Here is a 13,764-nt window from a genome sequence, read left to right as displayed (position 1 = left end):
TTGCGGGCCGAATGGCCCTGCGAAGGGATCAGCCGTTGGCGGGCTGCTGCTTCTGCGGCGCGGCCTGACCCTTGGCGTTTTCCTTCGCCAGCGGATCGTCGCGGCGCTGAACCGAGCCTTCGAAATGGGCACCGGATTCGATCGCGATGGTCTTGTGGATGATGTCACCCTCGACCCGGGCGGTCGACGTCAGGCGCACCTTCAGGCCGCGCACGCGACCGATGATGCGGCCGTTGACCACCACGTCATCGGCGACAACCTCGCCCTTGACGGTGGCGCCTTCGCCAACGGTCAGCAGGTGGGCGCGAATGTCGCCCTCGACATTGCCTTCGATCTGCACGTCGCCGGTCGTCTTGATGTTTCCGACGATGGTCAGGTCCTGCGACAGCGTCGACGCCGGAGGCTTGGCCTTGGGCGCGGGCGGCGCAGAGAAGTCGCCAGAGGTGGGGCGGGACGGTGCCGGGGCGTCGGAGGAGGCGGATTTCGCCGCCTGGTCTTCGGCCGGCTTTGATCCGGGCTCGTTGATTCGGCTCTTAGAAAACATCTCTCGCTGCCTTGATATACGTCATCGGGTTGACGGCCTTGCCGCCGATCCGCACTTCGTAGTGGAGGTGAGTGCCTGTCGACCGGCCGGTGTTTCCCATATCACCGATCCGATCCCCGCGCGAGACCCTATCCCCGACGTTCACGCGAATCTTGCTCATGTGGGCATAACGCGTCTCGATCCCGAACTCGTGCTGGATCTTGACCAGCAGGCCATAGCCCGACTGCGCGCTGGCGTGGATCACGACACCGTCGGCGGTGGCGTAGATCGGCGTGCCGTGCGCTGCCGCGAAGTCGGTGCCTTCGTGCATCCGGCCCCAACGCTGGCCGAAGCCAGAGGTAAAGCGGAACGAGTTCTTGATCGGAATCGCGAACGGGGTCTTTTCCAGTGCGATCCGGTACAGGTTCATCCGGTCCAGCTGGGTCAGGATGGAATTGGCGCGAATGCTGTCGGCGTCCGGCACTTCATCTTTGGTCGAGAAGGTCAGCGGCGTCAGCGGGCCGCCCTGGCCCGAGTAGCCGCGGCGAACGGTGTCGAGGATCGAATCCGCGGACAGGCCGGCGGACGAGAAGATGCCGTCCAGCGGTTCCAGCGAGATCGACACGGCGTCCTCAAGCTGGGTGAAGATCCGGTCGTTGCGTTCCTCGGCAAGGCGACGTTCGAATTCCATTTCGGAAACAGTCGACTTCGCTTCGGCGGCGATCATCGCCATCGTGTCGCGTTCGGTGGCGGCGTCGTTAAGCGCGGCGGTCAGGAAGTCGAGCGTGGTTTCGTCGTCTTCGCTGCTATGGCCGCGGTTCTCTGCGACCACGCCGTTCAGGCGGTCCAGCGCGGCGATGGTGTCTTCGCGCGCGGCGTCGCGTTCCTTCATGGTGCGGCGCAGGGTGGTCTGGATCACGTCGATGCCGGTTTCCAGCTCTTTGCGGCGATCCTCAGAGTCCAGAAGCGCGGACTGCATGACCGAGATCTGTTCCAGCGCGGCGGTAAAGCGTTCCTGCGCGGCTGCGGCTTCCTCGGCGCGGCGGTCGCGTTCTTCCGAAAGCGCGGCAAGGCGTGTTTCGTAAAGGGTGCGTTCCCGTTCGGCCTGGTCGCGAAGCGATCCCGAGCCGACGCTGTCCATCAAGATGATCGCGGTGGCGACGATGGCCCATCCGACGAAGATCGCACACCCAGACCAGGCGATGGCCTGCGTCGGTGCGCTGAGACGGATGAACTTGGTGTCGGTCTCGGACCGAAGGAAGATGCGCTGCTCCGGAAATGTACGTTCCAGACCCGCGCGCAGCTTATGCCCGATCCCATAAATCGATTGCACTGTCCCGTTTCCCCGTTTCTTAGCACGGCACAATCCCCAGTCTGCCGCACAGGATCGTGCCTAGCCGCTACGGGATTTTAGGGCAACAACTGTTCACAACACGCTAAGAACATGGGGTGAATCTGCCGGGAACCGGCAAAAAACCGCCGATTTTTCGGTTCCCCTAGGTCAGATCGCCTTGGCCGCTGCAAGCACTTCGGACACGTGACCGGCGACCTTCACCTTGTTCCAAACGTGCTGCACGGTGCCCTTCGCGTCGATCAGGAAGGTGGTGCGCTCGATGCCCATGAACTTGCGGCCATACATGCTTTTCTCGACCCAGGTGCCGTAGGTTTCGCACACGTTGCCCTCGGCGTCGGACAGCAGCGTGATGCCAAGATCGTGCTTTTCCCGGAACTTGTCGTGCTTTGCTACAGTGTCCTTGCTGACCCCCAGAACGGTGCATCCGGCGGCTTTGAAGGCATTGGCAGCTTCGGTGAAGTCCTGCGCCTCGCGGGTACAGCCCGACGTGTCGTCCTTTGGATAGAAATACAGAACAATCGGCGCGCCCTGCAGCTCGGACAGGGTCACGGTTCCGCCGCCATCGCGAGGAAGTGTGAAGTCGGGGGCGGTCTGACCTTTTTCAATCATTTTGTCGCTCCTTCTCTGGGTGTAATGCGGAAGCGTGGGTTTTGGTTCAGTTCTAGCTAGGTTCAGGCCAAGATAAAGACAGGCAAATCGTATTGCCGGTGACCGGAGGCAAATGAGCGACACGGCAGAAGAGAAGCCACGTCGGGGACGCGGCCGCCGCAGGCGTGCCGGGTTGCTGGTGCTGTTCAGCGTGGCCTTGCTGTCCGTGTTCGGGGGGCTTGGGTTCCTTGCTGTGACCGGCATCCCGCTGACCGCGCCGGACTGGGTCACGCGCGAGATGGAAGAGCGGCTGAATGCCGAGATCGAGACCGGGCGGGTGTCGCTGGGCGGTATTTCGGTCGGCGTCGACAGCGGGATGGTGCCGCGGGTGCGGCTGCGCAACGTCGGTCTGATCGACGGCCGGGGGCTGGAAGTCGCGCGCCTGAACGAGGTCAGCGCCGCTTTGACCGCGCCCGCGCTGCTGCAGGGCACGGTGCAGATGTCTTCGGTGCAGGTGTCGGGCGCGCAGATCACCGTGCGGCGGCTGTCGGACGGCACCTTCGACCTAAGCTTCGGCGAAGGGCTTGGCGCGTCGGGCACGCTGGCCGGTGTGCTGGACCGCATCGACGCCGCGTTCGAGAAGCCGCCCTTGGCGGGGATGCGGCGGATCGAGGCGAACCAACTGACAATCACGCTGGAAGACGCCCGGTCGGGGCGGCTGTGGCAGGTGACCGAGGGCCGCATCGTGCTGGAACCCGGGGCCAACACCCTTGGCCTGACCGTCACCGCGGACGTGTTCAACGGGACCGAGGACCTCGCCACGTTGGTCCTGACGATGCAGACAGAGAAGGGTACCTCGCAGGCCAGTCTGGATGCCGTGTTTCAGAATGCGGCGACCGCCGACATCGCCGCGCAAGCCCCGGCACTGGCGTTTCTAGAGGTGCTGGATGCGCCCATCGCCGGGGCGCTTAGCGCGCAGATCGGGCCGGACGGGCAGATGACCGGGCTGGAGGGCGCGCTTGATATCGGCGCAGGGGTGCTTCAGCCGACGCCGGAAACCGAGCCGATCCGGTTCGACGGCGCTTCGGGGCGGATGGCCTATGACGCGGCGCGGCAGCAGATCAGCGTCGAGGACCTTCAGATCCAGACCGGCGCCGCGCAGGGCCGGGCTGAAGGGCAGGCCTTTCTGCGGGATTTCGAGAACGGGTGGCCTGCCACGATGGTCGGTCAGTACCGGCTGACGGATGTCGTGGTGCAGCCAGAGGGTCTGTTCCCCGAACCGGTCGGGTTTGCCGAGGGCGCGATCGACTTCCGAGTGCGGCTGGACCCATTCTCTGTCGAGATCGGGCAGATCTCGCTGGTGGACGAGGACCGCCGGATTCACGGCTATGGCAACGTGCGGGCCACGCGCGGCGGCTGGGACGCGGCGCTGGACCTTGCGCTGGAACCGATCGGGCTGGACCGGCTGCTTGCGATCTGGCCGGTGTCCGTCGCCCCCAAGCCGCGCGAGTGGCTGGAGAAGAACGTGTTCAAGGGCACCGTCGCCGACATGGCCGCCGCATTGCGCGTCAGCCCTGAAAGGCCGGATGGCGATTTTTCCCTCAGTTTCAGCTTTCTGGACGCCGACCTTAAGCCGATGAAGACGCTGCCGCCGATCAATGGCGCGTCGGGATATGCCAGTCTTGTCGGTCAGACCTTCACCGCCACGCTGGAATCGGGGCAGGTCGCGGCGCCGCAGGGCGGGATGATCGACGTCACCGGCACCTCGTTCAAGGTGCCCAACATCAAACGAAAGCCGGGCCGGGGCGAAGTGACGCTGCAGACCGACAGCAGCATCGAGGCGGCGCTGTCGCTGCTGGACCTGCCGCCGTTCGAGCTGATGACCAAGGCGGGCCGTCCGCCCGACCTGTTCACGGGGCGCGCGGAAACCACCACCGAGATCGGCTTTGATCTGGTCAAACGGGTGCAGGTCGAGGATGTCGACTACAACGCCGCCGCCACGCTGACGAACGTGTTCTCGGCCACGCTGATCCCCGGGCGCGAACTGCGGTCGGACCGGCTGGAACTGCGGGCGAACCCCGGCGGTGTGGCGGTTTCGGGCACGGGCTTTCTGGGCGAGCTGCCCGCGAACGTCGTCTGGTCGCAGCAGTTTGGTCCCGAACACGCGGGCGAAAGCACCGTCGAGGGCACGGTCCAGCTGGGCGAGGCGTTCCTAAGCGAATTCGGCATCGGGCTGCCCCCGAACGCGATCACGGGCGATGGCCTTGGGACGATCACCGTGAACCTGAAGAAGGACGAACCGCCCACCTTCCGGCTGGTGTCGGACCTGAACCGGATGGGAATGCGGATCGACGCATTGGGCTGGAGCAAGGCGGTCAACCGCACCGGCCGGCTAGAGGTCGCGGGAACGCTCGGCCAAGAGCCGGGCATCGACCAGCTTGTGCTGGAAGCGCCCGGTCTGTCGCTGAGCGGCGTCATCGACCTTGGCCCCGACGGCGCGTTGCAGACCGCCAGCTTCGACCGCGTCAGGGTTGGCAACTGGCTGGACGGCCCGGTGATCCTGACCGGGCGCGGTCCCGGACGCCCGCCGGGCGTGACCATGACGCGCGGCACCGTCGATCTGCGGCAGGCCAACCTTGGCGGCAGCGGTGGCGGCGGCGGCGGGCAGGGCGGGCGCGAGGGGTCTCCGCTGTCGTTGCAGCTTGACCGGCTCATCGTGTCAGAGGGCATCGCCTTCACCAGCTTCGTCGGCCAGTTCCGCAATCGGGGCGGGCTGGAAGGCCGCTTTGCCGCCCGCATCAACGGCGGCGCAGGGGTGTCGGGCGACGTGATCCCGACACCGTCGGGCGCCGCGATCCGGCTGATTTCCGAAGACGCGGGCGGGGCGCTGGCCTCTGCCGGGGTTCTCAAGACGGCCCGGGGCGGTCGGTTGGACCTGACGCTGAACCCGACCGGGCAGGACGGCGTCTATGATGGCTATCTGCGCGTCCGCGACACCCGCATCGTCGACGCGCCCGCGATGACCGACCTGTTGTCCGCGATCTCGATCGTCGGGCTGATCGACCAGTTCAACACCGGCGGCATCACCTTCAACGAGGTCGATGCCGAGTTCCGCCTGACCCCGTCGCGCCTGACCCTGCTGCGATCCAGCGGCGTCGGCCCGTCGCTGGGCCTGTCGCTGGACGGGATCTTCGACCTTGCGAGCGGGCGGCTGGATATGCAGGGCGTCGTCTCTCCGGTCTATTTCCTGAACGGGATCGGGCAGGTGGTGTCGCGCCGGGGCGAAGGTCTGTTCGGCTTCTCTTTCCGGATGCGCGGCGAGGCGACCAGCCCCAGCGTTTCCGTCAATCCGCTGTCGATCCTGACCCCCGGGATGTTCCGAGACATCTTCCGCAGGCCGCCCCCCACGCAATAGCCTGACGCAGCGGCGCGCGCCTTTCCGGCGTTCCATGTCGATCACCCGTTGCGGCGGCGGACGACGACGACTAAGTGCCCCGCCCATGAAGCTATCGGATTTCGACTTTGACCTGCCCGACGACCTGATCGCGACGCGCCCCGCGCGGCCGCGTTCCTCGGCGCGTCTGCTGGTCGCCGGCCCGGACTGGACCGAGGACGCCCACGTCTTTGACCTTGTGAACTGGCTGCAGCCCGGCGACCGCCTTGTGCTGAACGACACAAAGGTCATCCCGGCGCGCCTGTTCGGCACGCGCACCCGGCAGACGGGGCAGGGCCCGGCCACCGCCCGGATCGAGGCGACGCTGGTCGAGCCGACGGCATCCGGCACATGGCAGGCGCTGATCAAGCCGCTGCGGAAGGTTGCCGAAGGGGAAGAGATCGTCTTTTCGGACGCGCTGACCGCCCGGCTGGTGACGCGGGGCGACGGCATGGGAGAACTGGCGTTCAACCTGACCGGCGACGATTTCGACGCCGCGCTGGCACAGGCGGGCGCGATGCCGCTGCCGCCCTACATCGCCGCCAAGCGCCCCGCCGACGAGGCCGACCGCGAGGATTACCAGACCGTCTGGGCCGAACGCTCGGGCGCGGTTGCCGCCCCCACCGCGTCGTTGCACTTTGACCAGCCGCTGCTGGCGGCGCTGGCCGAGCGCAGCGTGGGCTTCACCCATGTCACCCTTCACGTCGGCGCGGGCACTTTCCTGCCGGTGAAGGTCGACGATGTCAGCCAGCACAAGATGCACGCCGAATGGGGCGAGGTCTCGGCCACGGCGGCGGCAGAGATCGCGGCGACCAAGGCGGCGGGCGGCCGTGTGATCCCGGTGGGCACCACCGCGCTTCGGCTGATCGAAACGGCGGCCCGCGACAGCGGCGCCATCGCGCCGTGGACCGGCGACACCGATATTTTCATCCGCCCCGGCTTTGATTTCCATGTGGCCGACGCGCTGATGACGAACTTCCATTTGCCGAAGTCCACGCTGCTGATGCTGGTGTCCGCCCTGATGGGTAGGGACCGGATACTGGACATCTACGATCACGCCGTGCGAGGCGGGTATCGGTTCTTTTCCTATGGCGATGCGTCGCTGTTGCTGCCGAAGGGCGGAAAACGACACGATTAAGTCGGTCTTGGGCCCGACCCTGTATGGGTACAACACCTAGGCCGTGTAACGAGTGGAAGGATAGGGCAGCGATGAGACAGGTACTAAGCGGCTCGTGGGCGCTGATGCTCGGAATCGGGCTTCTGATGATCGGCAACGGTCTGCAGTCCACGCTGATGGGCGTTCGAGGGTCGCTTGAAGGATTCTCGACCTTCGAGCTGTCGCTGCTGACGTCCGCCTATTTCGCCGGGTTTCTCGGCGGGTCCCGCACCACGCCCGAACTGATCCGCCGCGTCGGTCACGTCCGGGTCTTCGCGGCGCTGGGGTCTTTCGTGTCGGCGGTACTTGTGCTGTTCCCGGTGGTGACGGAACCCTGGGCCTGGACCGTGCTGCGGTTCGTCATCGGGTTCTGCTTCTCGGGCGTCTATGTGACGGCGGAAAGCTGGCTGAACAACACGGCCACGAACGAAACGCGCGGCCAGACCCTGTCGCTGTACATGATCGTGCAGATGGCGGGCATCGTCGCGGCGCAGTCGATCCTTGCCTTCGGCGACCCCTCGGGCTTCGTGATCTTCATCATCCCGTCAGTGCTGGTGTCGATCTCGTTCGCACCGATTTTGCTGTCGATCTCGCCCACGCCCGCTTTCGATTCGTCCAAATCCATGAAACTCACGGAATTGTTTCGGACTTCCCCGCTTAGTTTCATCGGTATGACGATCATGGGCGCGGTGTTCTCGGCAACCTACGGCATGTCCTCGGTCTATGCCGCCGAGATCGGGCTGAGCGTGCAGCAGATCTCGTTGTTCATCGCCGCGTTCTTCGTCGGCCCGTTGGTGATGCAGTACCCCATCGGCTATATCTCGGACCGCATGGACCGCCGCCAGTTGATCATGGCCGTCGCCCTGATCGGCGGGCTGTCCGCCATCGTCGGCTATTTCCTTGCGGGCAGCTTCGTGGCCTTGCTGATCGCGGCCTTCGTGATCGGCGGTACAGCCAACCCGTTGTATTCGCTTTTGATTGCCTACCTGAACGACTATCTCCAGCCCGAGGACATGGCCGCCGCGAGCGGCGGGCTGATGTTCGTCAACGGCGTCGGCGCCATCGCTGGCCCGCTGGTGACGGGTTGGCTGATGGGCAGCTTCGGCAGCCACGCCTTCTGGCTGTTCGTCGCCACGCTGATGCTGATCCTGACCGGCTATTCGCTGTACCGGATGACGCAACGCGCCGCGACCCCGGTCGACGAGACGGCCGCCTACGTCAGCGTTATGCCGACCGCGTCTCCCGTTGCGGTTGAAGCGGCTCAGGAATGGGCGATCGAGCAGAGTGAGGCGACCGAGGAACACGAGTGACGGTGCGGGACTTGCCCACTTGTCAGCCTGTGAAGAATTTGTAACCGTCTGATTGTCTGGTGGGAAATACCTGGTGAGGAGATGCCTATGGCAACCCCTGAAGACATTCTGGCCTACTGGCTGGACGAGATCGGGCCGAAAGGCTGGTACGCCGGCGGCGAGGATCTGGACGAAGAGATCCGCGACCGGTTCGAGACCGAGTGGTCCCGCACGATGGATGGCTCGAACGCCCTGTGGCTGACCTATGCCAGCGGCGCGCTGGCCTACATCATCCTCGTCGACCAGTTTCCCCGCAACATGTTCCGCAACAGCGGCAAGGCCTTCGCCAGCGACGCCATCGGCCTTGCTGCGGCGAAGCTGTCGATTGCGCACGGCTTCGACATGAAGATCGACGAACCGGCGCGGCAGTTCTTCTATCTGCCGCTGATGCATTCCGAATGCCTGTCCGATCAGGACCGCTGCGTCCGTCTGATGAAGACGCGGATGCCGGAAACCGGCGCCGAGAACCTGCGCCACGCCAAGGCCCACCGCGAGGTGATCCGCCGCTTCGGCCGCTTCCCCTATCGCAACGATGCTTTGTCCCGCTCTACCACGGCGCCCGAGGCCGCCTTCGTGGACGAGGGCGGGTACCGCGCCGCGCTGGACAGCGTCACCGCCTGACACCGCCGAAATTCGTCGGGAACCTTTCCCCCTGTTCACTGTTAAGTGAGCAGGAGGTTTGGTTATGTCACGCATGACACCGTGGACGATCGCACTGCTGGCCGGTATCGCAATCGTTGCAATATATCCCATCGTTCCGGCGGACGCCGTGGGCTTGGGAAGCGGAGTGTTCCCGGAATATCTCATCCCGATCGGATATTTCCTGTCCGGCCTGGGGGCGGCGGGATTAGTCCTTGCCTGGGTTCGCAAACGCGGTGTTAAACTTAACTAAACGAGAACAAGGTACGAGGGCCGGCGAAGCCACACGTGCCCGAGCAGAAGGTTGCCATTATGAAGAACGTGTTCACTTGGTCGATGGTGTTGATCCTGGGGCTGGGCGCCCTGATCGCCTATCCCTCCTTGGCAGAGGCCGGCGACGGCTCGGCGGTCGCCGCCGCGAAACTGCTGGTGCCCTTCGGCTTCCTGACCGCGATGGCGGGCGCCATCGGGCTGTTCATGACGTGGTGCCTGCAGCAAGGTCCGCAGTAACCGCTGCGGTACACTCTGGCGCCGCGCAATCGCTTCCAGATCGAGACGAATAAAAAGGGCCTGCGTTCGCGGGCTCTTTTGTTATGGTAGCCATGCACTGCGGGAAACCCGGACCTGAGGGGCAGGCCGTTGGAATGTTGCGCCGCTTGCGATATGTGAAGATTGTTCAACGTTAAACAAACACGCGGGTGGAGGAGCACATGGCCGCCAAATCCTATGACATGATCGTAATCGGTGCCGGGCCGGGTGGCTACGTCGCCGCGATCCGCGGCGCTCAGCTTGGCCAGAAGGTCGCCATCGTCGAGCGCGAGCATCTGGGCGGCATCTGCCTGAACTGGGGCTGTATCCCGACCAAGGCGATGCTGCGTTCGGCAGAGGTCTTCCACCTGATGGAACGCGCGGGCGATTTCGGGCTGAAGGCCGACAGCATCAGCTACGACCTCGACGCCGTCGTGAAGCGGTCGCGGAAAGTCGCGGGCCAGCTGTCGGGCGGCGTGAAGGGCCTGATGAAGAAGAACAAGGTCGACGTGGTGATGGGCGCCGCGAAGCTGACCGGCAAGGGCAAGGTGTCCGTCGAAACCGACAAGGGCACCGAAGAGCTGACCGCGAAGAACATCGTGCTGGCCACCGGCGCCCGCGCCCGCGAACTTCCCGGGCTCGAGGCGGACGGCGAAAACGTCTGGACCTACAAGCACGCGCTTCAGCCCGCGCGGATGCCCAAGAAGCTGCTGGTCATCGGTTCCGGCGCCATCGGCATCGAGTTCGCCAGCTTCTACAACACGCTCGGCGCCGACACGACGGTGGTCGAGGTGATGGACCGCATCCTGCCCGTCGAAGACGCCGAGATCTCGAAATTCGCCAAGAAGCAGTTCGAGAAGCAGGGCATGAAGATCATGGAAAAGGCGACGGTCAAACAGCTTGACCGCGCCAAGGGCAAGGTCACCGCGCATATCGAAACTGGCGGCAAGACCGAAAAGATCGACTTCGATACCGTCATTTCCGCCGTCGGGATCGTCGGGAACGTCGAAGGTCTGGGCCTTGAAGAACTCGGCGTGAAGATCGACCGCACCCATGTGGTCGTCGACGCCTACTGCCGCACCGGGGTCGACGGGCTGTACGCCATCGGCGACATCGCGGGTGCGCCCTGGCTGGCGCACAAGGCCAGCCACGAAGGCGTCATGGTGGCCGAACTGATCGCGGGCAAGAACGACGTGCACCCGGTCCGCCCCGAAAGCATCGCGGGCTGCACCTACTGCCAGCCGCAGGTCGCGTCGGTCGGCTATACCGAGGCGAAGGCCAAGGAACTGGGCTACAAGGTCAAGGTCGGCCGCTTCCCCTTCATCGGCAACGGCAAGGCCATCGCGCTGGGCGAGCCCGAGGGCATGGTCAAAACCATCTTCGACGAGAAGACCGGCGAACTGCTGGGCGCCCACATGGTCGGCGCGGAAGTGACCGAACTGATCCAGGGCTACGTGGTGGGGCGCCAGCTTGAGACCACCGAAGAAGACCTGATGGAAACCGTCTTCCCGCACCCGACCCTGTCGGAAATGATGCACGAGTCGGTGCTCGACGCCTACGACCGTGTGATCCACATCTGATCGCGCAAAACCATCGCAAATCCACCGCAAGGGCCGGCGCAAAAACGCCGGCCCTTTTCGCGTCTTCTTCTCTTTCGAAATACCTCGGGGGAGCCGCGCAGCGGCGGGGGCAGAGCCCCCCTTACACCAGCAGCCGCGCCGCTTCCTTCCGGGCAAAGGGCTTCATCCGGTCGCCATGCGCGTCAAGAAACGCGCGCACCCGCTCCGGGTCGTGCTTCGACAGGTCCCGCAGCCACCACGCCACGGCTTTCTGGATGAACCATTCCGGGTCGTCCACGTACCCGGCGGCCCAGCCCAGCACCCGGTCGCGTGTTTCAAGCTCGGTGGGCTTCGGATTGTTCTGCTTGGTCCACGGCAGCGTCATCACCAACGCTGCGCGGCGGGTCCACAGGTGATCCGACCGGGTCCAGCCCTCGACCTCGTCCAGCCGCGCGGGATCTGCCACCAGCCGCTTCTGCCCGGCGATCGATGCATGGTCCGCCACCGCCCACGCGTCGAACATGGGCACCCACGACGCAATCAGGCGCCACGCGGCCTCGTCAGCCGGTCGGATGCGCGCCTGCGTCAAAAGCTTCGCCGCCGCGATCCGCGCCTCGTGGATGTCGGTGTCCCAAAGCCCCGAAGCCAGCGCCAGCCGGTCGTCCAAGGACAGTTCCGCGCGCCACGCTTTCGCCAGCGCGTCGATGTCGGGGTTGGCGGTTCCCAGATACACGCGCGGCACCTTGTGATAGGCCGCCATCTCTGCCGCCTTGCCGGGCTGGGCCCGGTCGCGCAGCGCGGCCAGGGCGTCGTCGGGCGTCATTCCACCGTCACGGATTTCGCAAGGTTGCGGGGCTGGTCGACGTCCGTGCCCTTGGCGACCGCCGCGTGATAGGCCAGCAGCTGTGCCGGCAGGGCATACAGGATCGGCTCGAAAAGGGCAGGGCACTCGGGCATCACCAGCGTGCGCCATGTGCCTTCCTCGGCTGCCGCCGCGCCCTCGCGGTCGGTGATCAGCAGCACCTTGCCGCCGCGCGCCATGACTTCCTGCATGTTCGACACCGTCTTGTCGAACAGGGCGTCGCGCGGGGCCATCACGATAACCGGCACCGTCTTGTCGATCAGCGCGATAGGCCCGTGCTTCAACTCGCCCGAGGCATAGCCCTCGGCGTGGATATAGCTGATTTCCTTCAGTTTCAGCGCGCCTTCCAGCGCCAGCGGGTACATCCGCCCGCGACCCAGAAACAGCACGTCCTGCGCCTCGGCCACGGCGCGGGCGGCGGCGGCGATCTCGTCCGCCTGTCCCAGCGCGTGGTTCAGCCGGCCCGGCAGCGATTGAAGTTCGGCCAGATGGTCGGCCAGCGTGTCGTCATCCATCCGGCCACGGGCGTGAGCGGCTTTCAGGGCCGTCAGGGCAAGCACGGTCAGCTGGCAGGTGAAGGCCTTGGTCGAGGCGACGCCGATCTCTGCCCCGGCGCGGATCGGCAGGTTCACGTCCGCTTCGCGCGCGATGGAACTGGTGTCGACATTGGTGACGGCGGCGATTTGTGCCTTGTCGGCGCAATAGCGCAGCGCGGCCAGCGTATCGGCGGTTTCGCCCGACTGGCTGACGAAGACGGCCAGCGTGTTCGGCCCGATCGGCGGCTCGCGATAGCGGAATTCCGACGCGATATCCACCTCGACGGGGATGCCGGCGACCTGCTCGAACCAGTATTTCGCGGTCAGGCAGGCATAGAACGCCGTACCGCAGGCGACCATCACGATCCGGTCCAGCCGCGCGAAATCCAGCTGCGTTGGCAGCACGATGTCGCCGCCCTTGATGTAATGCGCCAGCGCCTCGCCGATAACAGTGGGCTGTTCGGCGATCTCTTTCGCCATGAAGTGCTTGTGCCCGCCCTTGTCGATATGGGCGGAATCGATCTGGATCGTGCGCACGGGACGGTTGGCGCGGGTGCCGCGCGCGTCGAAGATCTCGACGCTGTCGCGGGTCAGAACGGCGCGGTCGCCTTCCTCCAGATAGGTGATCTGGTCCGTCATCGGCGCCAGCGCGATCGCGTCAGAGCCGACGAAGACCTCGCCCTCGCCATGCCCGATGGCCAGCGGCGACCCCTTCCGGGCGGCGATCAGAAGGTTGTCCTCGCCGTCGAACAGGAAGCACAGCGCAAATGCGCCTTCCAGCCGGGCGATCGCCTGTTCGGCGGCGTCGCGCGGGGCAAGGCCTTGGTCAAGGAACGAGCGGGTCAGCGCCACGACGGTCTCGGTGTCGGTTTCGGTCTCGAACTCCTGCCCGTTGGCGCGCAGTTCCTCGCGCAGCTCGCGGAAGTTTTCGATGATGCCGTTGTGAACCACGGCGACGGACCCGGCCCGGTGGGGGTGGGCGTTGGTTACGGTGGGCGCGCCGTGGGTGGCCCAGCGGGTGTGGCCGATGCCCGCCTTGCCGGTCAGCGGCTCGTGCACCAGCAGGTCGGACAGGTTCACCAGCTTGCCGACGGCGCGGCGGCGGTCCAGCTGCGCGGCGGCATCGACGGTGGCGATCCCGGCGCTGTCATAGCCGCGATATTCCAGCCGTTTCAGCGCCTCGACCAACAGGGGGGCCGCTTCGTGCTTTCCCAGAACACCAACGATTCCGCACATT

Annotated in this window: 12 protein-coding genes; 7 read left to right on the top strand and 5 right to left on the bottom strand. The window is 65.4% G+C overall.

Annotated features, from left to right (window positions below; translation table 11 throughout):
- Window positions 1-28: 28 nt before the first annotated feature.
- From P1K30_RS19105 to bcp, 3 genes are all read right to left on the bottom strand, one after another.
- Window positions 29-544, bottom strand: a complete 516-nt coding sequence (locus P1K30_RS19105; protein WP_275634377.1) for a bactofilin family protein — start codon at window positions 542-544, stop codon at window positions 29-31.
- A complete protein-coding gene (locus P1K30_RS19100; protein ID WP_275634376.1) occupies window positions 534-1,856 on the bottom strand; it encodes a M23 family metallopeptidase in 1,323 nt (440 codons plus the stop codon). Before P1K30_RS19100 ends, P1K30_RS19105 begins: the two co-directional genes overlap by 11 nt.
- Window positions 1,857-2,024: 168 nt before the next feature.
- The gene (bcp, locus tag P1K30_RS19095; protein WP_275634375.1) at window positions 2,025-2,486 is read right to left on the bottom strand and encodes a thioredoxin-dependent thiol peroxidase; all 462 of its coding nucleotides are present in this window, start codon (window positions 2,484-2,486) and stop codon (window positions 2,025-2,027) included.
- A gap of 112 nt (window positions 2,487-2,598) precedes the next feature.
- Between bcp and P1K30_RS19090 the strand changes: the two genes are divergently transcribed.
- The 7 genes from P1K30_RS19090 to lpdA all read left to right on the top strand — a co-directional run bounded on the left by P1K30_RS19090 (window position 2,599) and on the right by lpdA (window position 11,150).
- A complete protein-coding gene (locus P1K30_RS19090; protein ID WP_275634374.1) occupies window positions 2,599-5,880 on the top strand; it encodes a hypothetical protein in 3,282 nt (1,093 codons plus the stop codon).
- Between the two features lie 85 nt (window positions 5,881-5,965).
- A complete protein-coding gene (queA, locus tag P1K30_RS19085) occupies window positions 5,966-7,036 on the top strand; it encodes a tRNA preQ1(34) S-adenosylmethionine ribosyltransferase-isomerase QueA (protein ID WP_275634373.1) in 1,071 nt (356 codons plus the stop codon).
- A gap of 71 nt (window positions 7,037-7,107) precedes the next feature.
- Entirely contained in the window at window positions 7,108-8,364 is a 1,257-nt protein-coding gene (locus P1K30_RS19080) for an MFS transporter (RefSeq protein ID WP_338052386.1), read from the top strand.
- An 87-nt stretch (window positions 8,365-8,451) separates the two neighbouring features.
- The gene (locus tag P1K30_RS19075; protein ID WP_275634372.1) at window positions 8,452-9,024 is read left to right on the top strand and encodes a DUF924 family protein; all 573 of its coding nucleotides are present in this window, start codon (window positions 8,452-8,454) and stop codon (window positions 9,022-9,024) included.
- A gap of 64 nt (window positions 9,025-9,088) precedes the next feature.
- The gene (locus P1K30_RS19070) at window positions 9,089-9,295 is read left to right on the top strand and encodes a hypothetical protein (RefSeq protein WP_275634371.1); all 207 of its coding nucleotides are present in this window, start codon (window positions 9,089-9,091) and stop codon (window positions 9,293-9,295) included.
- A 59-nt stretch (window positions 9,296-9,354) separates the two neighbouring features.
- Window positions 9,355-9,552, top strand: a complete 198-nt coding sequence (locus tag P1K30_RS19065) for a hypothetical protein (RefSeq protein WP_275634370.1) — start codon at window positions 9,355-9,357, stop codon at window positions 9,550-9,552.
- Between the two features lie 200 nt (window positions 9,553-9,752).
- Entirely contained in the window at window positions 9,753-11,150 is a 1,398-nt protein-coding gene (gene lpdA, locus P1K30_RS19060) for a dihydrolipoyl dehydrogenase (RefSeq protein ID WP_275634369.1), read from the top strand.
- Between the two features lie 121 nt (window positions 11,151-11,271).
- Here the strand turns inward: lpdA and P1K30_RS19055 are convergent, their stop codons facing one another.
- Window positions 11,272-11,952 carry a DNA alkylation repair protein gene (locus P1K30_RS19055; protein WP_275634368.1) on the bottom strand — a complete coding sequence of 227 codons (681 nt, stop codon included), beginning with the start codon at window positions 11,950-11,952 and terminating at the stop codon, window positions 11,272-11,274.
- Window positions 11,949-13,763: a glutamine--fructose-6-phosphate transaminase (isomerizing) gene (gene glmS, locus P1K30_RS19050; protein WP_275634367.1), complete on the bottom strand. Its 1,815-nt coding sequence runs from the start codon at window positions 13,761-13,763 to the stop codon at window positions 11,949-11,951. Before glmS ends, P1K30_RS19055 begins: the two co-directional genes overlap by 4 nt.
- Window position 13,764 lies beyond the last annotated feature (1 nt).

This window comes from Psychromarinibacter halotolerans (genome assembly GCF_029168315.1).
Classification (GTDB): domain Bacteria; phylum Pseudomonadota; class Alphaproteobacteria; order Rhodobacterales; family Rhodobacteraceae; genus Psychromarinibacter; species Psychromarinibacter halotolerans.
This window is presented reverse-complemented; position numbering and strand designations above follow the sequence as displayed.